Origin of the sequence: Stenotrophomonas sp. CASM110, assembly GCF_049384345.1 — a bacterium.
In the GTDB taxonomy this organism is placed as follows: Bacteria; Pseudomonadota; Gammaproteobacteria; order Xanthomonadales; family Xanthomonadaceae; genus Stenotrophomonas; species Stenotrophomonas muris.
Map to the genome: position 1 here is coordinate 1 of NZ_JBMRGI010000026.1, position 24,792 is coordinate 24,792.

At 68.6% G+C, this 24,792-nt stretch carries 23 protein-coding genes; 8 read left to right on the forward strand and 15 right to left on the reverse strand.

Translation table 11 applies throughout. The features are described 5' to 3' along the window. Nucleotides 1-289: 289 nt before the first annotated feature. Both VG561_RS18385 and VG561_RS18390 read right to left on the reverse strand, forming a co-directional pair. The gene (locus tag VG561_RS18385) at nt 290-943 is read right to left on the reverse strand and encodes a response regulator (protein ID WP_014647476.1); all 654 of its coding nucleotides are present in this window, start codon (nt 941-943) and stop codon (nt 290-292) included. Further along, complete coding sequence (locus tag VG561_RS18390; RefSeq protein WP_075077226.1) at nt 936-3,965, reverse strand: sensor histidine kinase; 3,030 nt, start codon at nt 3,963-3,965, stop codon at nt 936-938. Before VG561_RS18390 ends, VG561_RS18385 begins: the two co-directional genes overlap by 8 nt. Before the next feature lie 96 nt (nt 3,966-4,061). Between VG561_RS18390 and VG561_RS18395 the strand changes: the two genes are divergently transcribed. The 7 genes from VG561_RS18395 (at nt 4,062) to VG561_RS18425 (ending at nt 10,838) form a co-directional block, all read left to right on the forward strand. After that, nucleotides 4,062-4,394: a hypothetical protein gene (locus tag VG561_RS18395; protein WP_046431144.1), complete on the forward strand. Its 333-nt coding sequence runs from the start codon at nt 4,062-4,064 to the stop codon at nt 4,392-4,394. Between the two features lie 77 nt (nt 4,395-4,471). Beyond that, nucleotides 4,472-4,888 carry a helix-turn-helix transcriptional regulator gene (locus tag VG561_RS18400; protein ID WP_049407118.1) on the forward strand — a complete coding sequence of 139 codons (417 nt, stop codon included), beginning with the start codon at nt 4,472-4,474 and terminating at the stop codon, nt 4,886-4,888. Further along, on the forward strand, nt 4,885-5,541 hold the full coding sequence (locus VG561_RS18405) for a hydrolase (RefSeq protein ID WP_014647472.1): 657 nt from the start codon (nt 4,885-4,887) through the stop codon (nt 5,539-5,541). Before VG561_RS18400 ends, VG561_RS18405 begins: the two co-directional genes overlap by 4 nt. Before the next feature lie 2 nt (nt 5,542-5,543). After that, nucleotides 5,544-5,969, forward strand: a complete 426-nt coding sequence (locus VG561_RS18410; protein WP_288495276.1) for a DoxX family protein — start codon at nt 5,544-5,546, stop codon at nt 5,967-5,969. A 119-nt stretch (nt 5,970-6,088) separates the two neighbouring features. Next, complete coding sequence (locus VG561_RS18415) at nt 6,089-7,936, forward strand: amidohydrolase (protein WP_423179872.1); 1,848 nt, start codon at nt 6,089-6,091, stop codon at nt 7,934-7,936. Then, nucleotides 7,915-9,198 carry an alginate export family protein gene (locus tag VG561_RS18420; RefSeq protein ID WP_262093150.1) on the forward strand — a complete coding sequence of 428 codons (1,284 nt, stop codon included), beginning with the start codon at nt 7,915-7,917 and terminating at the stop codon, nt 9,196-9,198. Before VG561_RS18415 ends, VG561_RS18420 begins: the two co-directional genes overlap by 22 nt. Beyond that, nucleotides 9,192-10,838, forward strand: coding sequence for an MFS transporter (locus VG561_RS18425; protein WP_197602807.1), 1,647 nt, complete (start codon nt 9,192-9,194; stop codon nt 10,836-10,838). The genes VG561_RS18420 and VG561_RS18425 overlap by 7 nt, the downstream gene beginning before the upstream one ends. 114 nt (nt 10,839-10,952) lie before the next feature. On the opposite strand, the gene VG561_RS18430 is transcribed toward VG561_RS18425, so the two are convergent. Beyond that, nucleotides 10,953-11,777 (reverse strand): alpha/beta fold hydrolase, encoded by an 825-nt coding sequence (locus tag VG561_RS18430; protein ID WP_014647467.1) that lies wholly within the window; start codon nt 11,775-11,777, stop codon nt 10,953-10,955. A 186-nt stretch (nt 11,778-11,963) separates the two neighbouring features. On the opposite strand from VG561_RS18430, the gene VG561_RS18435 reads away from it, so the two are divergent. Continuing rightward, complete coding sequence (locus VG561_RS18435; RefSeq protein WP_014647466.1) at nt 11,964-12,350, forward strand: hypothetical protein; 387 nt, start codon at nt 11,964-11,966, stop codon at nt 12,348-12,350. Nucleotides 12,351-12,425: 75 nt separating this feature from the next. Here VG561_RS18435 and VG561_RS18440 read toward each other — a convergent pair whose 3' ends face one another. The 12 genes from VG561_RS18440 to VG561_RS18495 form a co-directional block, all read right to left on the reverse strand. Next, entirely contained in the window at nt 12,426-13,136 is a 711-nt protein-coding gene (locus VG561_RS18440; protein WP_262093152.1) for a DUF2968 domain-containing protein, read from the reverse strand. Between the two features lie 105 nt (nt 13,137-13,241). After that, on the reverse strand, nt 13,242-15,392 hold the full coding sequence (locus tag VG561_RS18445) for a TadG family pilus assembly protein (protein ID WP_262093153.1): 2,151 nt from the start codon (nt 15,390-15,392) through the stop codon (nt 13,242-13,244). A gap of 8 nt (nt 15,393-15,400) precedes the next feature. After that, entirely contained in the window at nt 15,401-15,862 is a 462-nt protein-coding gene (locus VG561_RS18450) for a DUF3613 domain-containing protein (RefSeq protein ID WP_049440896.1), read from the reverse strand. Next, nucleotides 15,859-16,749, reverse strand: coding sequence for a Flp pilus assembly protein TadD (locus tag VG561_RS18455; RefSeq protein ID WP_032962555.1), 891 nt, complete (start codon nt 16,747-16,749; stop codon nt 15,859-15,861). The genes VG561_RS18450 and VG561_RS18455 overlap by 4 nt, the downstream gene beginning before the upstream one ends. Beyond that, complete coding sequence (locus VG561_RS18460; protein WP_014647461.1) at nt 16,749-17,684, reverse strand: type II secretion system F family protein; 936 nt, start codon at nt 17,682-17,684, stop codon at nt 16,749-16,751. The genes VG561_RS18455 and VG561_RS18460 overlap by 1 nt, the downstream gene beginning before the upstream one ends. Before the next feature lie 28 nt (nt 17,685-17,712). Beyond that, complete coding sequence (locus VG561_RS18465) at nt 17,713-18,669, reverse strand: type II secretion system F family protein (protein ID WP_262093154.1); 957 nt, start codon at nt 18,667-18,669, stop codon at nt 17,713-17,715. Between the two features lie 2 nt (nt 18,670-18,671). Beyond that, a complete protein-coding gene (locus tag VG561_RS18470; protein ID WP_197574543.1) occupies nt 18,672-20,021 on the reverse strand; it encodes an ATPase, T2SS/T4P/T4SS family in 1,350 nt (449 codons plus the stop codon). Continuing rightward, complete coding sequence (locus tag VG561_RS18475) at nt 20,006-21,262, reverse strand: AAA family ATPase (protein ID WP_041863560.1); 1,257 nt, start codon at nt 21,260-21,262, stop codon at nt 20,006-20,008. The genes VG561_RS18470 and VG561_RS18475 overlap by 16 nt, the downstream gene beginning before the upstream one ends. A 27-nt stretch (nt 21,263-21,289) precedes the next feature. Continuing rightward, a complete protein-coding gene (locus tag VG561_RS18480) occupies nt 21,290-22,648 on the reverse strand; it encodes a type II and III secretion system protein family protein (protein ID WP_423179863.1) in 1,359 nt (452 codons plus the stop codon). 18 nt (nt 22,649-22,666) lie between these two features. Beyond that, nucleotides 22,667-23,701 carry a Flp pilus assembly protein CpaB gene (gene cpaB, locus VG561_RS18485; protein ID WP_126412474.1) on the reverse strand — a complete coding sequence of 345 codons (1,035 nt, stop codon included), beginning with the start codon at nt 23,699-23,701 and terminating at the stop codon, nt 22,667-22,669. A gap of 25 nt (nt 23,702-23,726) precedes the next feature. Further along, a complete protein-coding gene (locus VG561_RS18490; RefSeq protein WP_032962550.1) occupies nt 23,727-24,203 on the reverse strand; it encodes a TadE/TadG family type IV pilus assembly protein in 477 nt (158 codons plus the stop codon). Then, nucleotides 24,200-24,745, reverse strand: coding sequence for an A24 family peptidase (locus tag VG561_RS18495; protein ID WP_423179864.1), 546 nt, complete (start codon nt 24,743-24,745; stop codon nt 24,200-24,202). Before VG561_RS18495 ends, VG561_RS18490 begins: the two co-directional genes overlap by 4 nt. Between the last annotated feature and the right edge of the window lie 47 nt (nt 24,746-24,792).

Below are 24,792 nucleotides of genomic sequence, written 5' to 3' on the forward strand. Positions count from 1 at the left end.
CGTTTTACCGAAGCAAAACGGATCTGACCCCTGATTGATTTCGATATCTGACAGAAGTGTCGACCAAGGTCGACACCTACCAAACGCCATCGGAATCCGTCAGAGGTGGGGCGGTGTCGGAGTGCGGGGTGTCAGCCGCATGGATGCGGCTGCCAAGCTTGCAGGGACGTACTTGCAGCGTCCCCGCAGTCCGACACCGCCCCGCCATCCCACGGAATCCATGCTGTTGCTGTTGCTGTTGCTCCAGCGCGTAGCGGGTGCAGGGCTGCAAGCCCTGCCGAACAACCCCCTAATCGTGACCGCTGTCGTCCAGGCTGATGATGCCGCGCCGCAGCGCCTGGGTCACCGCGTGCGTGCGATCACCCACCCCGAGCTTGTCCATCAGGCTCTTCATGTGCGCCTTCACCGTCTGCTCGGAAATCTGCATGCGCTCGCCGATGCGCTTGTTCGACAGGCCACCGGCCACATGCCGCAGCACCTCGGTCTCGCGCGGCGACAACCGGTCCTCCACCACATGTGCGGCAATGCTCGCAGCGACTGCCGGTGGTATCGGTGCGCGCCGGCCGCCAGCGACCATGCGGATCGTATCGACCAGCTCGTGGCGCAGCATGTCCTTCAACAGGTACGCACTGGCGCCGGCCTGCAGCGCCCGTACCGCACGCACGTCACCGCGATAGGTGGTCAGCACGATGATGCGCGCACGCGGGTCCATCGCGCGGATCCGCACGATGGCTTCCACACCATCCAGGCGTGGCATCTGCAGGTCCATCAGCACCACGTCCGGCTGCAGCTGCTGATAGCGCTCGATGGCTTCCTCGCCATCGGCGGCCTCGCCGAGCAGGCGCAGGTCGGAATGGGCGCCCAGCAGCGCGGCCAGGCCGTCACGCAGCAGTGGGTGGTCGTCGACCACCAGCACGCCGATCGGGGCAGGGGACTCAGTCATGGTGGCTTCTACTCCAGGGCCAGCGCCAACGCGATGGGCGGCGGTGATACAGGCGACGGGCGGGAACCGCCAGCGCGACTTCAGTGCCCAGCCCGGGGCGGGTCCACAGCCGCAGCTCCGCGCCGAGGCGCTGCGCGCGCTCACGCATGCCCTGCAGGCCCCAATGGCCATGCCCGGCATTTTCGTCGGCGATGCCGACGCCATCGTCGCGCACGTGCAGCAGGAAGCACCGCGCGCCGTAGGACAGCTCTACCTCGATGGCGCTGGCATTGGCGTGGCGCAGTGCATTGCGGATGGCCTCGCGGCCGATCAGGAACACCTCCTCGGCGGCATCGGCCTGCAGCGCTGGTGTTGCGCCTTCCACAGTCAGGCGCAGCGGATTGGTGCCGTGCCCGGCGTATTCGGCGTGAACATCGGCCAGCGCCGAAGCGAGGTCGCGGCCCGCGAAAGGAGCGTCGCGCAGTGCGTTGACCCGCTCCCGGCCCTCGGCCAGGTTGCGTTCGGCCAGCTGCATCGCCGATTCCAGCTGGCCGCGCACCCTGTCCGGGGTCTGCGGCGACTGGCTGATCGCGTGCAGCCGCAGGATCAGGCCCTGGCTGCCCTGCAGCAGCGTGTCGTGCAGGTCGCGGGCAATGCGTTCGCGTTCGCCATGGCGTTCCTGCAGGCGCGCACGGAACAGTGCAGCCAGCTGCCCGCTGCGGATGCGCACCGCCAGGACCAGCAGCGCAAGCACCGCGGCGGCGCACAGCAGCTTGAACCACAGGGTCTGCATGAAGGTAGGGGCGATGCGGAAGGTGCGGCTGGCGGGTGCAGTGCTCCAGATGCCGTCTTCGTTGGCGGCTTCCACCTCGAACCGGTAATTGCCCGGTGCGAGGTTGGTGTAATACGCGCGCGTGCTGCTGCCGGCATCCTGCCAGCCGTCGTCGACCCCGGACAGGCGATAGCGGTAGCGGTTGCGCTCCGGGCGCGCCAACGACAGCGCCACGTAATCGATCTGCAATTGGCTGGTGCCGGCCGGAAGGCGCAGGCCGTCGCGCAGTGGCTGGTGTTCACTGCCGTACAGCACGTCGCCGATGCGCACGCTGGGCGCCATGGTGTTGACGTGCGAGCGGGTGGTGTCCAGCCAGGCCAGGCCCTGGTTGGTGGCCAGCCACAACAGGCCATCGCTGGCCAGCGCGGTGGTGGAGATCGGTCCGCTCTGCAGGGCGATGCCCGGCATGCCATCCACCGCATCGAACAGGCGGGGCGTCACCGGCTGCCGGCTGCGCAATGCGCGCCGCAGCTGATCGCTCCCGAGCCGGACCAGGCCACGACTGCCATTGAGCCAGAGGTAGCCATTCGCATCGGCCACCATGCCGGTGATGCCTTCCATGACGCCGGCCATGTCGGTGCTCACCTGAACGAACCGGCCATTGCCCGGGCGCACGGCCAATCCGGCCTCGCCGGCTACCAGCAGGAGGTCCTGATGATCGAGTACCGCCGTGATCGGCCCGACCGACAGGCCGTGGCTGGCGTCGAAGGTTTCGATCTGCGTCGCCCCCATGCGGCGCAGCCGGCCGTCTGCATAGCCGAGCAGCAGCTGGCCGTTGGCATCCAGCGCCAGTGACGAGCAGGCCTGTTCGGGCAGGCGGCGTTCGCGTTGCCACTGGCCCTGCTGGTAGTGCAGCACCCCCCGTTCGCCGGTGCAGACCCAGGCCTGTTCGTCGTCGGGGAACAGCAGGGCATGCAGTGGTTGCCCGGTGAACGGCGCAGGCAGCGGAATCCGCGTGGTGCGGCCGGCCACGGTGCGCGCAAGGTTGACCCAGTCGAACTGCCAGATCGGGGCAGCTGCCTGGCGCGCGGCGGCCTGCAGCTGCGTGGCGCTGCCATCGAGCAGGGTGCGCTCGAGGTCGTAGGGCTTGAGGTCTTCGCCATAGCCATACACATGGCCATCGCTGGCCCGCACCAGCGAGCGGTAGGGATCACTGGGACCAACCGCCAGCGTGTGCACGCTGCGCGCGCGGAAGCGGTTGAGGCCGAGATTGGTGCCGACCCAGAGATTGCCTTCGCGATCAACGATGATCGGCACGGCCGAGGTGGCGGTCAGCCCGTGCGGCGAATCGAAGCGCTCCATGCGTATGGCGCGGTCGCCATCGAAGGTGACCCGGGCGACACCGCCATGCGGGCTCATCGTTGCCCACAGCGCGCCATCGGCAGTGAACTGCAGGCGCGCCGCCACCAGCTCCGGCAACCGCCGTGCCTCGCGCTCGCTGTCCGGCAGCAGGCCTCGTGCGTTGGCCAGCGGCGACGTACCGCGCACGCGGTCGGCCAGCCACACTTCCCCCTGCGGACTTTCGGCCAGCGTCGCCATCTGCGAAACGGCGATGCCGGTGTCCTTGAAGGCCGCCTGGCCGGCCGCGCGCACCCAGATCTTCAGGTCGGCCAGTACCCAGAAGGTGCCGCGGCTGTCGTGCAGCAGCCATTGCACGCGATGTTCCGGCACCCCCATGCCAGCGGGCAGCGGCTGCCAGCGTTGGCCAGTGAACTGGCGTAGTCCACCATTGATCGCGGCCCACAGCCGGCCGTCACGGTCCTGGCTGAAGTGTGGCACCACACCCACCGGCACGCCCTGGTCGCGGCCGTAGTTGTGCAGCTGGCCGCGCGCAAACTGGCTGATGCCGGCCTGGAAGTAGCCGATCCACAGTGCATCGTCGCGGCCCCGCGCAAGGGTGACCATGTTGGTGGACGGGAAATGGCTGCCCGCGGGAGCGGCCTGGCGTTCAAAGCGACGACCGTCGAAGCGGTACAGCCCTGAGCCGGTGGCCAGCCACAACAGGCCATCGCGATCCTGGGTGATGTCCCAGATGTCACCGGGGGCGCCCTGGCCGACGCGCCAGGCCGTGTGCTCGTAATCGGGCAACCCGCCGCTCACCGGCGGGCGCTGCACGGCAAGGGCGGGCAGGGCGGTCAACAGCAGCAGGCAGGTCAGCAGCGTCCGCAGGTGACGTTGCAACGGGAAGGGGCGGCCACGCATGGCGCGCATTCTGGCAGGTGCGGGGCAGTCCGGGGTGACCCGAACGGGGTAGGCAGTGGCCGCCGTGGTCGGCTATCACGCCGGCATGACCCCTGGAGCCCGGCCATGCAGCGCCTGTTCGTGATGTTCCCTGATCGCGGTCCGGGCATCGGCCTGCTGTGGCTGCGGCTGTGCCTGGCCGCCGCGCTGTGCGCGCCTGGCACGCATGCTGGTTGGGGGGCGGTGCTGTGCGGGCTGGCGGCGGCCATGCTCGTGCTGGGCGTGTTGACGCCGCTGGCGACCCTGATGGCAGCCGCGACCATGTTCGCGCAGCAGGCACCGTGGCCGCTGGTGGCGTTGCCTGCGGCGCTGCTGATGCTGGGGCCGGGCGCCTACTCGGTGGATGCGCGCTTGTTCGGGCGCCGCCTGCTCGGCCGTCGGCCTCCCCCATTCGGGTAGGTGCCGGCCTCGACCGACGGGGGTAGGGCATCGTGCGCCGGCCACGCACCATGGGCCACCCCCTCGCGGCGCCCCGCATGGCCACCGTCAGTCCGTCCGATCCGTCCGCCACCCCGCTTGCCCCGCAGCAGGCCGCCGCACTGCAGCGCGCCCTGCGCTATGTCGATGAGCACCTGTCGCAGCCGCTGCGGGTGACCGAGCTGGCGCAGGCTGCCTGTGTCAGCCGCTTCCACCTGGTGCGCCTGTTCCGTAGCGGCACCGGTGCCAGCCCGCTGCGCTACGTGCGCCGCCGCCGCATCCAGCGTGCCTGCCAACTGCTGCCCAGCGCGCAGTTGCCGATGGCGTGCCTGGCCCAGCAGCTGGGCTTCTTCGACCAGAGCCATTTCGTCCGCAGCTTCCGCGCCGAGACCGGCTGCAGCCCCGGCCAGTATCGGGCCGGCGATGCGGCCCTGCTGCTTCCCCCTGATCATGTTTCCCACGGAGTCCACCCATGAGCCTTGCCACCGCCACGCCCGCCCCGGCCCTGCTGTCGCCCACCGACCATGCCCTGGTGCTGATCGACTTCCAGTCGCAGATGGCATTTGCTACCCACACGATCGACATCTCCGCGCTGCGCAACAACGTGTCGCTGATCAGCAAGGGGGCCAAGGGGTTCAACGTGCCGGTCGTGTTGACCACGGTGGCCGAGACGTCATTCTCCGGCCCGATGTTCCCGGAACTGCCGCAGATCTTCCCGGGCCAGCCGGTGTTCGACCGCACTTCGATGAATACCTGGGAAGACCAGCCGGTAATCGATGAGATCAACCGCATCGGCAAGCGCCGGCTGGTTCTTGCCGGCCTGTGGACCAGTGTCTGCATCGTGGGTCCGGCGCTGTCGGCGCTGGCGCAGGGCTTCGAGGTCCACGTGATCACCGACGCCTGTGGCGATGTCAGCGAAGAAGCGCACGAGCGTGCGATCACCCGCATGGTGCAGGCCGGCGCGGTGCCGATGACCAGCGTGCAGTACCTGCTTGAACTGCAGCGTGACTGGGCACGCGGTGAAACCTACGACCTGACCACCGGCATCGCCCGCGACCACGCCGGCGGCTATGGCATCGGCATCCAGTACGCCAAGCGCATGTTCGGCGCGCAGGAAGGCGGGCACTGAGCATGCTGGCCGGCCACGGCCTCGACCTGGCCCTGCTGATGCTGCGGGTGGCGGCAGGCGGCTTCCTGCTGCCTCACGCGCTGGGCAAGCTGTTTGGCTGGTTCGGCGGACCGGGGCTGGCCGGCTTCGCCACCGAGCTGCGCGGTTTTGGGCTGCCGGCAGTGGCGCCGTTGCCGCTGCTGTTGTCCCTGCTGCAGGTGCTGTCCGGGCTGGCCGTGCTGCTGGGCTGGCAGACCCGCATCGCCGCGCTTGCCGCCGCTGCCTTCATCGGCTTCACCGTCCTGTTGGCCTTGCCCAGGGGCTGGTTCTGGATGCGCGGCGGCAGTGAGTACCCGCTGATGTGGGCCACGGTGCTGCTGGCCATCGCCCTGGCCGGGCCGGGGGCCTGGGCGCTGGACGGTCCACGACTTCCGGGAGCTTTCGCATGAGTCACGATCCCCTCGACCACGGCCGCCGCAACGTGGTGCTGGCCAGCGGTGCCGCGGTTGCGCTCGGCCTGGCCGGTCGCGCCGCTGCCGCACTCGATTCCACTTCCAAGGAGCGTCGCATGAGCACGCTGGTCATCCGCAATGCCCGCATCACCACACTCGACCCGCAGCAACCTCACGCGCAGGCATTGGCCGTGCAGGAGGGCCGCATCGTCGCTGTCGGCAGCGATGAGGAGATCATGCGCGGCTGGGGCAATGAAGCGACCCTGATCGACGCGCAGGGTCGGCGCCTGCTGCCCGGCCTAAACGACAGCCATACCCACCTGATCCGCGGTGGCCTGAACTACAACCTGGAGCTGCGCTGGGACGGTTTGCGCTCGCTGGGCGACGCGCTGGACATGTTGAAGGCCCAGGTCGACCGCACCCCGGCACCGCAGTGGGTGCGCGTGGTCGGTGGCTTCACTGCCGCACAGTTCAACGAGAAGCGCCTGCCGACGCTGCAGGAGCTCAACGACATTGCGCCGGATACGCCGGTGTTCCTGCTGCACCTGTATGACCGCGCGCTGCTCAACCGCGCCGCGCTGCGCGCCTGCGGCTACAGCAAGGACACGCCGGATCCACCGGGCGGGCAGATCGTGCGTGACTCGCTGGGCAACCCGACCGGGCTGCTGCTGGCCAAGCCCAACGCGCTGATCCTGTATGCGACGCTGGCCAAGGGGCCACGCCTGCCGATCGAGTACCAGGCGAACTCGACGCGCCACTTCATGCGCGAACTGAACCGGCTCGGCATCACCTCGGTGATCGACGCTGGCGGTGGTTTCCAGAACTACCCCGAGGACTACCAGGTCATCGAGCAGCTGCATCGCGATGACCAGCTGACGGTGCGCATCGCCTACAACCTGTTCACCCAGAACAAGGGCAAGGAAGTGGACGACTTCCGCGGCTGGAGCGAGATACTGCAGCCGCGCCAGGGCGATGACCTGCTGCGCCACAACGGCGCTGGCGAAATGCTGGTGTTCTCCGCGGCCGACTTCGAGCTGTTCAACGAGCCGCGCCCGGAACTGCCGCCTGAGCTGGAACCGGAACTGCACGATGTGGTGAAACTGCTGGTCGAGAAGCGTTGGCCGTTCCGCATCCACGCCACCTATGACGAGAGCATCACCCGCATCCTCGATGTGTACGAACAGGTCAACCGCGAGGTGCCGTTCGATGGCCTGCACTGGTTCATCGACCACGCCGAGACCATCACCCCGCGCAACATCGAACGCATCCGCGCGCTGGGCGGCGGCATCGCCGTGCAGCACCGCATGGCCTACCAGGGCGAAGCCTTCGTCGAGCGCTATGGTGTGCAGGCGGCGCGGCACACGCCGCCGGTCAAGCGCATGCTGGCCGAAGGCGTGCCGGTCGGTGCCGGTACCGATGCCACCCGCGTGGCCAGCTACAACCCGTGGGTGGCGTTGTCCTGGCTGGTGACCGGGCGCACCGTGGGCGGGCTGGCCCTGTATGGCGATGAGAACCTGCTCGAGCGCGAACAGGCGCTGCGCCTGTGGACCCAGGGCAGCGCCTGGTTCTCCGGCGACGAAGCGGTGAAGGGCACGCTGAAAGCTGGCCAGCTGGCTGATTTCATCCTGCTCTCGGCCGACTTCTTCCGCGTTGATGACGCGCAGATCGCCGACATCACCAGCCTGCTGACCGTGGTCGGCGGCCGCATCGTGCACGCCGACGGCGACTACGCCGGCCTGGCGCCGCAGCTGCCGCCGGCGATGCCGGACTGGTCGCCGGTCAACCGCTTCGGTGGCTACCACGTTGGCGGTGCCGCCACCGGATTGGCCGCCGCGCATCGCCACCATCACGGTGTGCCCTGCAGTACGCATGGTGCTCACGGCCATGCCGCGCAGCATTCGGCGCCCACCGACGACCTGAGCGCCTTCTGGGGTGCGATGGGATGCTCGTGCTTCGCCTTCTGAGCCTGGCGCTGCTGGCCATGCCATGGATGGCGCTGGCCTGTGACACCGGCCGCTGCACCGACATGGGCGGCGGGCAACTGCAATGGGACGCCTCGCTGCGCTTCAGGGGGATGTACTACGACCCGGCCCGGTTCGGTATCGGCGGCAGTGAAGACGGCTACGGTCTGCTGCGTGCACTGGCGTCGGCCACGTATGTCGAGGACAACTGGCAGGCACGGGTGCAGCTGGGCGTGCATGCCGAGAATGGCAAGGCAGGTGGACCCGGCCGCACCGACCGCAGCGCGCTGGACGTGCAGCAGGCGTACTGGCGCTGGCAGCGCGGTGGCTTCCATCTGCAACTCGGCCGGCAGGAAGCCGGCTATGGCAGCTCGCGGCTGTTGTCGGTGCGCGATGGGCCGAACATCCGGCTGGCATTCGATGGTGCCCGTGCAGGCTGGAAAGGCCGCCTCGGCACGCTGGACCTGATGGCGCTGCGACCGCTGGAGAACCGACCCGGCGCCTTCGATGACCGCAGCGAACGCGGTGCCCACTTGTGGGGCGCGTATGCGACCACCGCGCGTGGTCGTGGCCCAGGCCAATGGGATCTGTACCTGCTGGACTACCGTCGTGAAGGCGCGCGCTTTGCGGCGGGCTCCGGTACCGAGCGACGGCAGACCCTGGGCGCGCGCTGGTTCGGCCAGGCTGGTGCACTGGACTGGAACAGCGAGCTGGTGGCGCAGGGCGGTGAACTGCGAACGACCGCTGGCACGCTCGCTATCCACGCCTGGACGCTGGCCACCGATACGGGGTGGCGCTGGACGGACCTGCCGCTGCAGCCGCGTCTGGGGCTGAAGGCCGACATCGCCAGTGGCGATGGCAATCTGCACGACGGCCGCCTGGGCACCTTCAATGCCTTGTTCCCGAAGTCGGCCTATTTCAGCGAGGCCAGCTTGCTGGCCCCGGCCAACCTGATGGACGTCCAGCCGACCCTGACACTGCGCCTGCACGACGCGGTGACCACGGAACTGGGCGTACAGATGGCCTGGAAGCATCGTCGCGCCGATGCGGTCTACACCACGCCGGCACCGCTGGTGGCGTTGCCGGGCAGCGCCGGCGGCGCGCGCCGCATCGGCACGCAGTACAAATCCGAAACCCGCTGGCAGGCCAGCGAACACTGGCAATGGCAGCTGCAGCTGGCCTGGGTCGATGCCGGGCCTGCACTGAAGCAGGCCGGCGGCCGGGACACGCTGTTCGCCTCGATCGTTGGAGCATGGCAATGGTGAACGCAACCGCGTCGCAACCCCCCGTACAGGCCGCAGGCGCCTGGTCCCCACTGAAGATCCAGATGTTCCGCTCGATCTGGCTGGCGATCCTGGCCAGCAACATCGGCACCTGGGTCAATGACGTGGCCGCCGCCTGGGTGATGGCCGAACGTACCGGCTCGCCGTTGATGGTGGCCCTGGTGCAGTCGGCCACCACCGTGCCGATCGTGCTGCTGGCACTGGCCGCCGGAACCCTGGCCGACATCGTTGATCGCCGCAGGTACCTGCTGGCCACGCAGGGTTGGATGCTGCTGGTCGCCGCCGTGATGGCGGCGCTGACCGCAATGGACATGCTGACCCCGCAGCTGCTGGTGCTGCTGACCTTCTGCATGGGCTGCGGTGCGGCGATGGCGATGCCGGCGCAGGCCGCTATCGTGTCCGAACTGGTGCCGCAGCCGATGCTGGCCTCGGCGGTGGCGCTGAACTCGATCGGCATCAACATCGCGCGCTCGATCGGCCCGGCCATCGGCGGCGTGATCGTCGCCCAGCTCGGTGCGGTCTGGGCCTTCGGCTTCAACGCCATCACCTTCGCCGCAATGCTGTTCGTGGTGTGGGGCTGGAAGCGCGACCCGAAGCAGTCCAGCCTGCCGCCGGAAGGCTTCGGTGCGGGCCTGAAAGCGGGCCTGCGCTATGCGAGCCGCGCCGGGCGGTTGCAGGCGGTGCTGATCAAGTCGGTCGGCTTCTTCTTCTTCGCCGCAGCGATGAATGCGTTGCTGCCGGTGGTGGTGCGTGGGCAGATGCAGGGCGGGGCGGGCCAATACGGCATGCTGCTCGGCTGCATCGGCATCGGTGCGGTGGGGGGGGCGCTGCTGCTGCCGAAGCTGCGCGCGCAGCTGGATCGCGACCTGCTGGTACTGCTGGCGACCCTGTCGCTGGCCATGAGCCTGGTCGGGCTGGCGCTGACCCGAAGCTGGTACGTGCTGCCGCTGGTGATGCTGGTCAATGGCTTTGCGTGGATCACCGTGCTGTCGTCGCTGCAGATCGCGGCGCAGACCGCAGTGCCGGCGTGGGTGCGTGCGCGTGCGCTGGCGCTGTACATCATGGTGTTCTCTGCCGGCATGGCCGCCGGCGGCCTGAGCTGGGGCGCACTGGCTCAGCGCACCTCACCGGAGCTGGCCCTGCTGGTGGCTGCCGCGGGTGCGGTCATCGGCGGGTTGCTGGTGTGGCGCGTGCGCATCGCCGGCACCGAAGACCTGAACCTGCGTCCGGCGGGGCACTGGCCAGCCCCCGAACTGTCGGTACCGGTATCCAATGATCGAGGCCCGGTGCTGGTGACCATCGAGTACCGCATTGACGATGCTGATCGCGCCGCGTTCCAGGCGCAGATGCGCGCACTGGGCACCATCCGCCGCCGCGATGGCGCCGTGGTCTGGGGCGTGGTCGAGGATGTGGCCACCCCGGGCATCCACCTGGAGTATTTCGTGACCCCGTCGTGGCTGGAGCACCTGCGCCAGCACGAACGCATCACCGCCGACGACAGGGCGATCCAGGAAGTGCTGCGCGGATTGCATCGCGGTGAGCGTGCGCCGGTGGTGCGCCACTTCGTGGGTGGGCATGACCCGCTGCCTGCCGCTGTGCCGCATCACCACAACGACATCTGACAAAAAAAGGGGACGGAGGGGATTAAGTCGTTTGTGCACAAACGACTTAATCCCCTCCGTCCCCTTTTTGCGATCGAAGGGGCGGCGGCACCGTTACAGTGCCGCCGCGGCACATCAACTGCGCGCGAACGCCAACAGGTCGGCGTTGAACTGCTCGGCGTGGGTGATGGTCAGGCCGTGCGGGGCACCGGCGTATACCTTCAGTTCGGCATTCTTGATGATCTGCGAGGAGAGCTTGGCCGAGGCATCGAACGGGACGATCTGGTCGTCATCACCGTGCACGACCAGTGCCGGCACGTCGATCTTCTTCAGGTCTTCGGTGTAATCCACTTCTGAGAATTCGTGCACGCAGTCGTACTGGCCCTTGACGCCACCGAGCATGCCCTGCAGCCAGAACGCATCACGCATGCCCTGGGTGACCGTGTTGCCATCGCGGTTGGCGCCGAAGAACGGGGTGGTCAGGTCCTTGAAGAACTGCGAACGGTCGCCGCCGGTGCCCTTGCGGATGCCGTCGAAGACCTCCAGCGGGGTGCCGGCCGGGTTGCCGGCGGTCTTGAGCATCAGCGGCGGCACGGCGCCGACCAGCACCACCTTGGCCACGCGCGTGCTGCCGTGGCGGCCGATGTAGTGGGCCACTTCGCCGCCGCCGGTGGAATGGCCGACCAGGATCGCGTCCTTCAGGTCCAGCGCCTCGATCACTGCAGCCAGATCGTCGGCGTAGGTGTCCATGTTGTTGCCGTCCCAGGTCTGGCTGGAACGGCCGTGGCTGCGGCGGTCGTGGGCGATCACGCGGTAACCGTTCTGGCCCATGAACAGCATCTGCGGATCCCAGGCATCGGACGACAGCGGCCAGCCGTGGGCGAACACGATCGGCTGGCCGTTGCCCCAATCCTTGTAGAAGATGCGGGCGCCGTCGGCGACGGTGACGAAGTTGCTCATTGCAGGTTCCTTGGCGGAAGGGAGGGAAGGCACCGGCAGGCTGCCGGTGCCTTCGGCAGTACAGCGCAGGTGCCGGCGACGGACTTGCACCGCTGTGCTGGATTGCAGAGGATGTGACGCATATCGCTCTGGCGGGACCCGAGTCGCGCGCCGAGGATGTCCGCAGCCCGCCTGTGGAATGCCCGGATGCCCGCCACGCGATGGTCCCTGCTGTTGTGCCTGCTGTTGCCGATGGCCGCGCCGGCTCAGACCAATGTCTACAAATGCGTGGATGGACCGCATCCGGTCTACCAGCAGACACCCTGCCAGGGCCGGGCGGCGTGGCGCTGGGATGTCCCGGCGGAGCAGTCATTGTCCCGTGGGGCGGTGGTTCCCGCAGTCACGCCATCGAAGCCGTCGCGTCGCCCGCGTCGTGCCGTCCGGGCGCAGGGCGCATTGATCACGATCAGTACGGATGCGGCGGCCTGCGAGCGTGTGCGCCGCCAGCGCGGACAGGCGCTGCTCAAACGTCGGCGGTTGGATTTCGTGCAGCGCCGGCAGCTGGATGACGCAGTCTACGACGCCTGCCAGTGAAGTGGTGCACTGAAGCGCCGAAAACAACAACGGCGCCCTGGGGCGCCGTCGTGTGCAATGCCGTGAGTGCAGCTCTCAGCGGCCGTCGCTGGTGGCGGCCGGTGCCGGCGAGGGCACGCTGTCCGGCTTGGGCAGGCTCAACTCCGGGTTGCCCTGTTCGGCCTGCAGGATCTGGATGCGGCGCTGCAGGGCATCCAGCTGGCTGTTGGTGCTCTGCACATCGGTGCTGAGGCTGACTGCCTGCTGCTGGGCCTGCTGCAGGGCGGCGCTGACCTGCGCCGACTGTGCCTGCTGCTGTTCCATTTCCTGCTGCAGGGTGCGCAGGCGTTCTTCGTTGTAGGCCACCAGGCGCTCGGTGTAGCGCTTGCCGGCTTCCAGGCGCGTGGTGTCGATGTAGACCTGGGCCAGCTGCTCGGACTGCTGCGCGAAGGTGCGGTAGACACGTTCGGCGTTGTCCACCGCATCGGTCTTGATCACCCGCCAGAAGTTCTTCTCCTGGAACAGGGCGACGTAGTAGGTCAGGGTTTTGGCGTTGAACAGCAGGCTGGCGCCGTAGTTGCCGTTGTAGGTGGTGCGCAGCTCGGTCAGCTGGCGCGAATCCATCAACTGCTTGAGCTCGTCCACGGTATTGCGCACCACCGGCGCGCTGCGCGCCGGTTCGGCTGCAGCCTCGCGGTCGCCACGCGCGGCCATCGCCGCCGGTGCCACCAGCATCATGGCCACGGCCAGCACTGCTGCGTTGCGCGCATGCCGGGCGAAGACCGCGCCCCCTGAAGTTTCTCGCATGTCTAGACCATCCACGGATGAGTGTGGGTTGAGATGAAGGTGGTTCCCCGCCGGGAGTCTAGCATGGGCGCGGGCGCCGCCAAGGGCGGCGGTCACGGCGCGATTTCAATAGACCAGCTGTGCCGCGCTGCACTGGATCGACTGCACGTTGACGTCGGTCCGGCCCAGTTCCAGGCCCAGCACGCTGGCCAGCAGGTTGGTCAGCAGAGTGCCGACACTGTTGAGCACCGGTCGCAGTGCGGCCAGGATCGGCTTCAGCACGGTGCACAGCAGGCCGCTGCAGCTGACGCTTCCGTCCGGGTTGGCGACGCCGCTGCCACCGGCGCCATCGAGGAAACCCGCCGGCGCGGTCTGGATGTACGACGCCAGGTTGTTGCGTACGCAGCCGTTGTAGTCGATCAGGTTGCCGAGCAGGCTGTCGCAGCGGTTGATCAGCAGGCCGCCGACCAGCGAGCCGAGCAGGCCATCGAGCAGGCCCAGGCCCTGGCCGGTGACGGTCGTCCTGTAACCGGTCCACACCGAACCGTCTTCCCAGCAGGTGGTCAGGCCCAGCAGGCAGGGCTTGGGGACGCCATTCTTCACCGTCCAGTTGCCCAGCGGGGCGAGGTTGCGTGCCGGATCGCCATCGCGCAGCAGCGGGATGACCTGGTCGACGTTGTAGCGTCCGCCAGTGGGAAAGGCCGCCTGCAGGTAACGATCGGCCAGCGCCTTGGCCGTGTCGTTGGCACTCATGCCCTGCTTGGGCGAGCTGAGCATGCCCGACAGCACCCGCAGCAGCTCGTTGACCAGGCTCGACACTGCGTCACCGATCGCGAGCGGATTGATCCGGGTCGAGCCGGTCTCGCCCGCAGCCAGGGTCAGGTTCTGTGAGCCGGTGAGGGCGGGCAGGGTGATCCTGTCGTTGATCAGCGGCTGGCCCAGCAGCTTCAACAGCTGTTCGTTCTGCAGCGTGGCGTCGCAGACATTGGCCTTGGAGAATCGCTGTGCGGGGTCGACGTTGCCGACGCAGGCACGCAGCACCGAGGAATCGACCTGGATGGTGGCCTTGGGGGGACTGCCGCCGCACTGGATGCCGGTCAGGGTACCCATGCCGTTGGCCACGTCGACGTGCAGCGGCAGGTGCAGGCGCGTGCCGAGCAGGTTCAGCAGCGGCCCAAGCGCGAACAGGTTGTTGCTGTCCACGTCCACCATCAGCCGCACCTGCGCATTGTAGGCGCGGGTGCCGACGCCGCCGATGGCGATCGACGGCGGCTCGACCACGCCGCCCTGGATGTTGATGCCCAGCAGGTCCAGCCCCTTGATCGTCACGCCGTTGCCATCGTTGGCGATGGAGATGGCGGTGCTGATCAGGTTGAGCACGTTGATCTTCGATTCCAGTGCGCTGCCGACGGTGCCGTCGGGTGAGACAACTTCCGCGAACAGCCCGCCGCCGCCGGCCTGGCTGCCGAGCACGATGTTGAGCTTGTTGATGTCCAGCTGGGTGGCGACCAGGTCGGACAGGGCGCGCAGCTGCACGCCCACCGTCGAGTCACGGCCGACCACGGTGGCGGTGGCATCGACCAGTTGCGCCAGCGAGATCTTGTTGACCGACAGCAGGCGGTTGAAATCGGCCACGCTGAGGTTGGCGCTCACCGGGATGTTGAGTGCCTTCAGCAGGCCGGATGGGGTGACGTTGGCCTGCGCCAGACCGTCATAGGACAGCACCGTGGCATTGCTGACATCCAGGCCGACCAGGCGCAGGGTCGACAGCAGCACGGAATCGCCATTGGTACGCAGCAGCTGCGAGCCCACCGCGAACACCGCCGTTGGCTCCGAGCGGCGGGCGACCGCCTGCACGCTGACGGTCGGCAGGCTGGTGTTCTGGCCGAAGAAGGGCAGCGCGCTGCGCTCGGCGATCACCTGCACCGCATTGCGCGGGTTGCTGGCATCAACGCTGGTGACGAAACGGTTGCTGGTACCGCGGCTGGCACTCCAGTTGCCGCAGCGGACCTGCAAGGTGCCTGCGAACCTGTTCTGGGCCAGTGCGCTTTGCCGGGCGGCGCTGTTGTCGCTGTTGTCCGCGCTGCACAACTCCAGTCGCTGCGCGCCGGCCAGTGCGGCCAGGTCGGCAACCTTCTGCGCATCGCGCTTGGCCCAGAACAGATAGCCGATCTCGATCAGGCCCAGCATCGCCAGCAAGGCCAGCATGACCAGCATCATGGTGACCGACATGCCGCCGCGTGCGCGGCCGAAACTGAACTGGCGCGGGCGTTTCATGGCCTACCTCAGCGTCCGGAGGAGGAGGCATCCTTGGACCGGGCAACATCGGTCTCAAAGAAGTCCGGGATCTCGTGTTCAAAGCTCTTCAGGTAACGCGCATAACTCAGGGTGGCCTGGTCACCCAGGATCGGCAGGCGCTGGCCGGCCTGCTGTCCCGACGCCTGCAGGCGGAACAGGTTGCGGGTGGCTTCGCCGCTCTGCAGGCGCGCACGCGGTGTTGCCGGCGGGGCACCGTCGGTTGCGGGGAGTGCCGGTGGCACCGCTGCCACCGCCGCGGATGCGGCGGGTGCGGCCAGCTCCACGGTGGGAAGCGGCTCGGCCTGCATCGGTGCTGCGGCCGGTGCCGACGGCAAGGGGCCACCTAGCATCTGTCCGGTCAATGGCTGTTGCTGGGCCTGCACGGCACCGGCAGCAAGCAGGCAGGACAGCACGGGCAACAGGCGTCGGGTCAGGCGCATCGCAGTCATGGTGTGCTTCCGGTCGGGTGTTCGGTGGTGCTGAAGCGTTCCAGCATCGACGGTGGCAGGCGCTGCGGATCGCGCTCGTCACGTGCTTCGCGGCGTGGTTCGGCTGCCAGCCGGGTGCTGCCCGACGCACGGGCGCCGTGTTCGCTGCTGGCCGCGGACGCAGGCGCAGGGGCGTTGACGGCGGCCGCCGCCTGCCGCTGCTGCAGGCGCGTGCGGATCTGCTGGGCCTGCTGCTGGATGCTGCGGCGCGTTTCGTCGTTGAGGTTGGCCTGTGCCGCCAGGCGCTCCGCGGTGGCCTGGTCGCCGCGCAGGAGCGCCCACAGTGCGAGGTTGGCCGTGGCCTTGGCGTTGCCTGGCGACAGTTCCAGGGCCTTGGCCAGCGGCTCGCGCGCCTGGTCGAACTGGCCGGCGCGCAGCCGCGCATAACCCAGGTCGCCCAGGTAGTCGGTGTTCAAGGGCTGCAGTTGCGTGGCGCGCGCCAGCGCCTGTTCGCTGCCGGCGTCGTCATCGCGGCGTGCAGCGATCAGGCCCAGGCCGTGGGCGGCCGCGGCGGCCTGCGGCCCGCTGGACAGCTCGCGATACAGCGCGACCGCTGCGTCGCTCTGGCCAGTCTCGCGCAGGGCGTCGGCCTGCAGCAGGCGCAGGGCGGGGCGATCACCATAGCGTTGGCGGAAGGCCTCCACGTGGGCGAGCGAGGCATACCAGGCGCCCTGCTGCTGCATGCGCTCGATCAGCTCCAGATAGGTGTTGCGGCTGTCCTGCGGATCGGGCTCCGGCGGCGCAAGGCTGGGCGCCCGCACGTACTTCGGCGTGGTCGATGCGCAGCCACTGGCCAGGGTGGCGAGGGCGACGGCAAGCAGCAGGCAGGGGGTGCGCAGGGCGGGCATCAGGGCGATCCCATCTTGGACATGGTGGTGGCCAGCGCGACCAGCGCTGGACCGGCAAGCACCAGCATCAGTGCCGGCAACAGGGTCAGCATCATCACCACGGTCATCTTCACCGAGAGCTTGCCGACCTTTTCCTTCAACGTGTTGCGGCGCTGCTCGCGCAGGCGGATGCTGAACTGGCGCAGCGGTTCCTGCACGGCGCCGCCGTGCGCATGCACCTGCAGGATCAGCTGCATCAGGCTGGCCAGGTCGTCATCGGCGTAGACCTCGCTCAAGCGCCGCAGTGACTGCGCGCGGGTGCGGCCGTGGGTGTAGGCCACGTTGGCTTCCTGCAGTTCGCCGCCCAGTACCGGCAACGCATCGCGCAGCTTGTCGCCCAGCGTCTGCAGGCTCTGGTCCATGCTGAAGCCCACGCCCTGCAGCAGGCGCAGCAGGTCGATCAGCAAGGGCAGTTCGTTCTCGACCGCGCGGCGGCGGCGCTTGACCCACGACGACAGCACGAACTTGGGCAGCAGCAGCCCGGCCGCCAGCGCACCGATCACCACCATCACCCTGGCCAGACCGTGCGCGCTGCTGAACGCCAGCGCCAGCGCCAGCACCAGCAGCGCAAGCAACAGGCGCAGGCCGAGATAGATGGCGGTGCCGCGGCGCGTGTTCCAGCCGGCCAGGTCCAGCAGCAGCCTGTCCTCGTTGGCCAGCAGCGCGGCCTCCAGGCGGCCACCACTGAGCGAGCGCCCGAAGCGCTCGAGCCAGCCCAGCGAGTCGCGGCGCGTGGCCTCGGTGTCGCGGGCTTCCTCGCGCGGCTGCAGGGCGGTCTTCAGCGCGGCCGAGGTGCGGTGCTCGCGATGGCTGCGCACCCAGCCGGCAATGCCGAGCAGGGCGACGCCCGCTGCCAGCACCAGCAGCGAAAGGGCGAACCAGGCGCTGGCGCTCATCGGGCACCTCCCGGGTAGCTGCGGGCGGTCATAGCGATTTGGCCAGGCGGTACAGCAGCAACGCCCCGAGCAGTTCCAGGCCCAGTGCGATCAGCAGGATCCTGTGGCCGAGCGGGTCATGCAGCACCGGCTGGAAGAACGCCGGGCTGGAGATCGCCATCAGCACCGCACTGGCCGGTGGCAGCAGCCCCAATACCCAGGCCGACATGCGGGTTTCCGAGGTGGTGGCGGCCAGCTCCTGCTGGGCCTGCTCCAGGTCGCGCATGAAATCACCCATGCGCTGCAGGATCTGGTCGGCGCGCCCGCCGATGCGCACGCTCACCCCGATCACCACCGCCAGCACCTTCAGCACGTCCATCCGGTACGGCTGTGCGGCCAGGCTCAATGCACGATCCAGCTCCATGCCGCTGCGCGCATAGCGCACCGTGGTGTCCAGCAGGCCGCGGAGTGGCGCGCTGGTCTGCATCGAAGACACCTGGAACGCGGCCTGCAGGCTGTTGCCCAGCGCGGTGAGGCGGACCAGGTTGTCGAGGAAGTCCGGCATCTGGTGCAGCAGCTGCGCGCGCAGTCTCGTGATCCGGCGCATCACCCACAGCCAGCAGCCCAGCAGGTACAGCATAAGGGTCAGCGGAAACATCCAGGCCGTGCCCAGCCGCACCGCCGCCACGACCGCAAGCACCAGTCCCGGTACCAGCAGCATCAGTGGCATCTTCCAGCCCGGCTGCAGGCCGGCGCGCTGCAGGACGCCATCCCAGGGTAATGCGCGGCTCCCACTGCTGGCGGGGCGGGCCGAATCGTTCGCCGCCGCAACGGCAGGCCCGGCCGGCACCGCACCGGCCGTGCTGCCGCGTGCCAGCTGCTGCTCGGTGTGCTGCAGCGAGGCCTGGCGCTGTTCACGGCTGCTGGCGGTACCCCACAGCCAGACGGCCAGCGCCAGCAGCACCGAGATGATGCTCAACACGCCCAGCAGCAGGCCGGTGCCCATGTTCAGAAGTCCCCGTAGAGTGATTCGCGCAGCTGCTGGCGGAACGGCTCCAGCTTGTGCGAATGCGGATGGAAGCCCAGGCCGATCCAGCGGTCGATCTCGCGGCCGGTGCCATCGATCTGCACCTCGTGGCGGAACATCTCCTGGGTGGTGATCAGGTTGTCGCTGACCCCGGTGATCTCGGTGATCGAGACCAGCACCCGGCGCCCGCTGCCCAGTCGCGAGATCTGCACGATGAAATCAATGGCGCTGGCGATCTGCCGGCGCAGGCTGTCTTCGCTGCCCTGGAAGCCGGCAAACCCGGCCAGCATCTCGATGCGGTACAGGCAGTCGCGCGGCGTGTTGGCGTGGATGGTGGCCATCGATCCGTCGTGGCCGGTGTTCATCGCCTGCAGCATTTCCAGCACTTCAGCGCCGCGCACTTCGCCGACCACGATGCGGTCCGGGCGCATGCGCAGGCTGTTGCGCACCAGGTCGCGGATGCTGACCGCGCCCTGGCCCTCGGCGCCGCCGATGCGGCTCTCCAGGCGCACCACGTGCGGATGGTTCAGCGAAAGCTCGGCGGTGTCCTCCACGGTGATGACGCGCTCATCGGCCGGCACGTAGCTGGCCAGGGCATTGAGCAGCGAGGTCTTGCCCGAGCTGGTGCCGCCGGAGACCAGGATGTTGCAGCGCCCCAGCACCATCGCCTTCAGCAGTGCCTGCATCGGTGCGTCGAAGGTACCCTTGGCGAGCAGTTCGTCGGGGGTGAACGGGTCCTTGCGGAACTTGCGGATGGACACCATCGGTCCGTCCACCGCCAGCGGCGAGATGATCGCGTTGAGGCGGCCACCGTTGGGCAGGCGCGCGTCGACCATCGGATTGGAATCATCCAGCCGGCGGCCGAGCGGGGCGAGGATGCGGCGCAGGATGCGCAGCAGGTGGGTATCATCGGTGAAGCGCTGGGTGGCGCGCTTGAGCTGTCCGCCCTGCGAAACGTGCACGTCCTTGAAGCCGTTGATCAGGATGTCTTCGATGGATGGGTCGTGGAGCAGGTCGTCCAGCGGGCCGAAACCGGTCAGCTCCTTGACCAGTCCCTCGGCGACCACCTGCATCTCTTCTTCGTTGATCGGGATGCGCCATTCCTGGATGAAGCCCACGGTCTGCACCTGCACCCAGCGGGCGATGGTGTCCGGGGCCCAGGAATCGATGTCGATGCGCTCGTCCTCGATGCTGTTGAGCAGGTGCTCATGCGCGGCCGACAGCACCTTCTGGTACTGCTCGGTCTGCGCGAACGGCAGGTGGCCCGGGGCAGATTCGGGCAGTACCGGGCGGGCAACGGCATGCGGGAACGGGGTTACCTTGTCTTCCATTGCGATCCACCCAGGGCAAGGGAGAGTCTTTCCCGCAGGCCATGCGGCTGGACCGGGCAGGCGGCCGGATCCAGGCGCGACACGAGCGGGGCGAGGGCACGCAGATAGGGGTCGCGCGGGGCATCCTGCAGCAGCAGGTGTCCCTGGCTGGCGGCCAGGCGCACGCGCGGTCGTTCGGGCAGCGTCGCCAGCAGCGGTACTTCGAAGCGGCGTGCGATCTGTTCCGGGCTCATGCCGCTGCTGTCATCGTGGCGGTTGATCACCAGTTGCAGGCGCTTCTCGCGCTCACGCTGGCCCGCCAGGTGCTTCAGGGCCTGGTCCAGAGAAACCAGCGTGGCGATCGAGGCATCGGTGACCAGCCAGATCTCGTCGGCCTGGTCCAGCAACAGGGGCGGAAGCTGCCGCAACGGGCAGCCGCCGGCATCGCACAGCACGCTGGCGAACACGCCGCGCAGGCGCTGCAGCAGCGCGCCAGGATCCGAGGGCGGAACGGCATCGCTGCCACTGGCACGATCCAGCAGCACCAGCCCGGAGTCATGGCGCGCCATGGCCGTGCGGGCGAGGGTGGCATCGATGCGGCTGGCATTGCGCAGCGCGTCTTCGTAGTGGAAGCGGCTGTCGAGATTGAGGTACAGCGCGAGGTCGCCGGAGGGCTGCGCCAGCTCCATCAGCAGGCCGTCCTGCTGCACGGCTTCGCCCTGGGCCAAGGCGCGCGTCTGCTGCGCCAGCACCGAAAGATGTGCGGCCAGGGTGCTGGTGCCGACGCCGGCGCGCACACCCAGCAGCACGATCAGGCGTGCCTTGTGTGCGTGCTGGGCAACCGCTGCCGGGCGCGGAGACAGGGCGCGCCGCAAGGCCGCCTCGATGCCTGCGTCGTCACTGTCCAGGTCCAGTACATCGCGCAGGCCGGCGCGCAGCGCGATCACCACGCCTTCGACCTGGCCGGCGCTGGTGGCGCCCACGGCCACCAGCGGCAGGTCCGGTTGGGTCTGCTGCAGCTGCTGCGCCAGCACGCTCGAGGCGGCCGCATGCTCGGGCCGGAAGTCGAGCAGCACCAGGCTCTGCGGGCCGCGTTGCAGGTCCTGGGCGGAGGTGGGGGCGTTGCTGTCCTGCCAATGCAGGGCGGTGCTCGGCGGCAGCTTGGCGGCCAGCCGGGGCAGCAGTTCGCGGTCGATGCCGTACAGGACCAGGTTCATTGGCGGTCCTTGCGGATGCAGCGGCTGGGCGGTGGCGTAGGGCATGGGCGTGGTATCGCAGGCATCATGGAGTCAGCGCGAGAATCCGGGCACCGGGTCCTGGCTGACCGGACCCAGCAACCAGGAACCCCACTCGGGGAGATGCGGCCTGGCTTCGCGCTCGCCGGGCAGCGGCAGTTCGGTGTTGCGCGCCAGTGGTTGCACCAGGCGCGGGGTGACGATGATCACCAGCTCCTTGTCCTGGCGCTTGTAATCGAAGTTGCGGAAGAACGAGCCGATGATCGGCAGGTCGCCCAGCAGCGGAATCTTGCTGACGTTGGAGACGATGTTGGAGCTGACCAGGCCCCCGATGACGAAACTCTCGCCATCACCCAGCTCGACGGTGGTGTCGGCGCGGCGGGTGGTGATCGAGGGAATCTGCACGTTGTTGAGCACAATGGCATTGCTGTAGTCCAGGTCGCTCGCTTCGGGCGCTACCTTCAGCGCGATGCGGTTCGCTGCCAGCACGGTCGGGGTCACGGTCAGGCCGATGCCGAACGGCTTGTAGGTGATGGTGGTGGTGCCAAGCCCCTGCGGTTCCAGGATCGGCAGTTCGCCACCGGCCAGGAAACTGGCGCTCTGCCCGGACAGCGCCACCAGCGTCGGCTCGGCCAGTACGCGGGCCATGCCATTGGCCTGCAGCAGTTCGACATCGGCGTTCCACAGCCCCTTGGTCGAGCCGAAAACAAGGCGGAACGCCGAGGAAATCGGCGAGACGGCCTCGTTGCTGCTGTTGCCTTCCTTCATGCCGGGCAGCAGGCCGGTGTTGCCCGGCAACCCGGTGCCGGGCCGCGCGAAGCCGTAGGCGAAGCCGCCGTTGCGGTTCTGGAAGTTGATGCCGATCTGCTTCATCGCGGTCTTGTTGAACTCGACCACCTTGACCTCGACCTGGACCACACCGCCGCTGCTGATGGTGGACGTATCGGCAAGCGCACCTTCCTTGCCCAGTGCCATCGCCGCCGTGCGTTGTTCCTGCATGTGCGAGAGCACGCTGTCAGTGCTTCCCTGCAAAAGGCCCTGCCGGTCCTGCTGGGTGAACACCAGATCGTTGCCGCCGGTGCTGGCCGCACCCTGTACGGCGCTCTGCACCCGTACCGTCACCCGTTGCGGCTCGGCCTGCTTGCGGTGCCACAGCAGCAGGGTGGTGGTGCCGGGCATCCTGCCCACCAGCAGCGCCTGGCGCTGGCCGCGCAGCATCACGATGTCGGCAACGCCGGGGTCGGCAATGGCCACCCGTTCCAGGTCGGCCGGCAGGTTCCAGGGACGCTGCTCACGGGCCTGCAGCACCAGGTCATCGGCGGCCACGCTCGTTGCCGGTGCCAGCAGCACCAGCAGCAGGGCCAGCCACCGCTGGCGGGGAGAAAGGCGTGGACGGCGGCGACGTTCGGTCATGGATGCGCTCGATGCAGGTCAAAGGGAGCCACGGGGGGCGGAACTGTCGCCACGGATGATCTCGATACCCGAAGCGCGCGGGGCGCTGCGACGGGGCGCCGGCGCACGCGCGGGTGCATCCGCGTTGCTGCGTGGCGGGGCACTGCCGCGGCCGGCCAGCGCGTCGCCGTCGATACCGGCGAAGGCGTGGTTCTCCGGGCGCTGCAGTGCCAGCTGCTGCTCTGCGTCGAGCCCACGCAGCGGATCGATCACGCCGCGCGACTGAGGGAACAGTGCGAGGTCGGGCAGGCCGGTATCGGCGGGATTGCGCAGCGCCAGGAACAGCTTGCCCTGCTGCGCACCCAGCAGCAGTCGATTGGCGTCGGCCACCGGTACCGCCAGCACCGCGCTGCGCGCGGGTTGCGGGGCTTCATTGCTGCTGTGGCTGCCGCCACTGCCGGTGATGTCGGCCGCGCGCGGGTCGTTGCGGGTGTCGGCCTCGCTATTGGAGGTGGCTTCCGAGGCGACCGGCGCGATGTCCTGCTGCCCATAGCTCAGCACGCGCAGGCGCGACAGCAGCAGGCGCGTCTGCGCGGCTTCGGCGGGGCTGTTGATGCTGGGCTGGGCATTGCGCAGGTTGAGGAAGACGTCGACGAAGTCGCCGGGAAGGATGCGGTTGCCGGCACCGACCAGTTCGTCCACGGGCACGGCCAGTGCGCGCTCGCCCGGCCGCAGCTGCAGCGAGAAGCCCTGTGCCAATGCGCTGCTGCTGACCGGGCTGCCTTCGGCGATGTCCTGCACCGGCACCTTGCCGACCACGGCGGCGATGCTGGTGGCGGCACCGGCGACGGGGGATGTGCGCTGGGCCAGGCGCAGGTCGTTGGCGCTGATCGGCTCGCCCGCGGGCAGGCGCGCCACGGCTTCCACCACCGTGATGGCCTGCACTTCGTTGTGCGTGATCGGCGCGGCCGTGACCGGTGCGGCCGGTTTGCGCCCGATCATGAAGGCGATCAGCGCCAGCAGCACGGCCAGGCCGATCAGGGCGACGGCAGCGATGCGGGTCAACTTGAGCATGGAACCGTCTCCAAAATACCGGTCATCAGTTGCCGCTGCCGAGATCGAGCTGGGCGACCGCGACGCTGCGGATGGGAGCCTGCATCACCCACTTGTAGAGCGTGGCGGTGCCGGGCAGGAAGGGATGGCTGGCGTAGTCGTAGCTGACTGTCACGGTCATGCACTGGGCCGTGGCCAGGCCGGCGCAGGGCGCCTGCGCGGACACCACGATGGCATTGCTGCCCCCCGCGCTGCAGTCCACGTTCTGCTTGGAGAACTGCAGCAGCCATTGCATCGAGGTGCGTGCGGCGACGCAGGCGGCGGTGCGCCGTTCGCCGGCCGTGCCGTAGCGCAGCGAGGCGCGCGCGCCTTCGGCCGAGGCGGTGGCCAGGGTCTGCTGTGCTGCCATGATCATCACCCCGGAGAAGGTGAACAGCAGCAGCGGCAACAGGCCGAGCATCAGCATCAGGGCGAACTCGATGCTGGCGACGCCGCGTTGCCGGCGCGGGCTGCGGATGTTCATGGTGCACCTCCGTAGATGCTTGCCAGCACCCAGCCGATGGCGGCGAGTGCGAGGTAGGCGGCATAGGGAATGCCACGTCGTCCCTGGCGTGCGGCCTGCATGCCGCGCAGGGCCGGATGCGCGTGCCACTGCGTGCTGGTGCGATTCACCTGCATCTGCAGGTGGCCGGGCAGCAACACGCCCAGGCGCCGGCCCGCCAGCACCAGCACGGCGTGCAACCCGGCGGCGAGGCTGGCGACCAGCCAGACCGGCAGCAGCGCCTGCCAGCCCAGCATCAGCCCCAGCACGGCAAAGAACTTCACGTCGCCGGCGCCCATCCAGCGCAGGGCATAGAACGGCAGCAGCGCCAACAGGCCGAGCGCCGCGCCGGCAACGTGGGGCAGCCACGGCTGGCGCGGCGCACTGAACTGGCCGAAGACGATCACCACGGTGGCGATCACGCAAGCGGCGATCAGCCAGGCGTTGGGCACCCGACGGGCATACAGATCACTGATCGCGATCCGCAGGCATACGCCGATGGCCAACAATCCCAGCAGTGTCATCGCACACTCCGTCGTCCGTCACTGGACGGTCTTCGCCTGGTTCCATG

What these genes read in the sequence shown, in the direction of transcription:
- VG561_RS18400 (WP_049407118.1), top strand. Translation starts at nt 4,472, where the DNA reads ATGGCCACCGTCAGTCCGTCCGATCCGTCCGCCACCCCGCTTGCCCCG.
- VG561_RS18385 (WP_014647476.1), bottom strand. Translation starts at nt 943, where the DNA reads ATGACTGAGTCCCCTGCCCCGATCGGCGTGCTGGTGGTCGACGACCAC.
- VG561_RS18420 (WP_262093150.1), top strand. Translation starts at nt 7,915, where the DNA reads ATGCTCGTGCTTCGCCTTCTGAGCCTGGCGCTGCTGGCCATGCCATGG.
- VG561_RS18490 (WP_032962550.1), bottom strand. Translation starts at nt 24,203, where the DNA reads ATGAACATCCGCAGCCCGCGCCGGCAACGCGGCGTCGCCAGCATCGAG.
- VG561_RS18475 (WP_041863560.1), bottom strand. Translation starts at nt 21,262, where the DNA reads ATGCCCTACGCCACCGCCCAGCCGCTGCATCCGCAAGGACCGCCAATG.
- VG561_RS18390 (WP_075077226.1), bottom strand. Translation starts at nt 3,965, where the DNA reads ATGCGCGCCATGCGTGGCCGCCCCTTCCCGTTGCAACGTCACCTGCGG.
- VG561_RS18465 (WP_262093154.1), bottom strand. Translation starts at nt 18,669, where the DNA reads ATGGGCACCGGCCTGCTGCTGGGCGTGTTGAGCATCATCTCGGTGCTG.
- VG561_RS18460 (WP_014647461.1), bottom strand. Translation starts at nt 17,684, where the DNA reads ATGAGCGCCAGCGCCTGGTTCGCCCTTTCGCTGCTGGTGCTGGCAGCG.
- VG561_RS18435 (WP_014647466.1), top strand. Translation starts at nt 11,964, where the DNA reads ATGCCCGCCACGCGATGGTCCCTGCTGTTGTGCCTGCTGTTGCCGATG.
- VG561_RS18425 (WP_197602807.1), top strand. Translation starts at nt 9,192, where the DNA reads ATGGTGAACGCAACCGCGTCGCAACCCCCCGTACAGGCCGCAGGCGCC.
- VG561_RS18410 (WP_288495276.1), top strand. Translation starts at nt 5,544, where the DNA reads ATGCTGGCCGGCCACGGCCTCGACCTGGCCCTGCTGATGCTGCGGGTG.
- cpaB (WP_126412474.1), bottom strand. Translation starts at nt 23,701, where the DNA reads ATGCTCAAGTTGACCCGCATCGCTGCCGTCGCCCTGATCGGCCTGGCC.
- VG561_RS18405 (WP_014647472.1), top strand. Translation starts at nt 4,885, where the DNA reads ATGAGCCTTGCCACCGCCACGCCCGCCCCGGCCCTGCTGTCGCCCACC.
- VG561_RS18440 (WP_262093152.1), bottom strand. Translation starts at nt 13,136, where the DNA reads ATGCGAGAAACTTCAGGGGGCGCGGTCTTCGCCCGGCATGCGCGCAAC.
- VG561_RS18415 (WP_423179872.1), top strand. Translation starts at nt 6,089, where the DNA reads ATGAGCACGCTGGTCATCCGCAATGCCCGCATCACCACACTCGACCCG.
- VG561_RS18430 (WP_014647467.1), bottom strand. Translation starts at nt 11,777, where the DNA reads ATGAGCAACTTCGTCACCGTCGCCGACGGCGCCCGCATCTTCTACAAG.
- VG561_RS18470 (WP_197574543.1), bottom strand. Translation starts at nt 20,021, where the DNA reads ATGGAAGACAAGGTAACCCCGTTCCCGCATGCCGTTGCCCGCCCGGTA.
- VG561_RS18455 (WP_032962555.1), bottom strand. Translation starts at nt 16,749, where the DNA reads ATGCCCGCCCTGCGCACCCCCTGCCTGCTGCTTGCCGTCGCCCTCGCC.
- VG561_RS18445 (WP_262093153.1), bottom strand. Translation starts at nt 15,392, where the DNA reads ATGAAACGCCCGCGCCAGTTCAGTTTCGGCCGCGCACGCGGCGGCATG.
- VG561_RS18395 (WP_046431144.1), top strand. Translation starts at nt 4,062, where the DNA reads ATGCAGCGCCTGTTCGTGATGTTCCCTGATCGCGGTCCGGGCATCGGC.
- VG561_RS18495 (WP_423179864.1), bottom strand. Translation starts at nt 24,745, where the DNA reads ATGACACTGCTGGGATTGTTGGCCATCGGCGTATGCCTGCGGATCGCG.
- VG561_RS18480 (WP_423179863.1), bottom strand. Translation starts at nt 22,648, where the DNA reads ATGACCGAACGTCGCCGCCGTCCACGCCTTTCTCCCCGCCAGCGGTGG.
- VG561_RS18450 (WP_049440896.1), bottom strand. Translation starts at nt 15,862, where the DNA reads ATGACTGCGATGCGCCTGACCCGACGCCTGTTGCCCGTGCTGTCCTGC.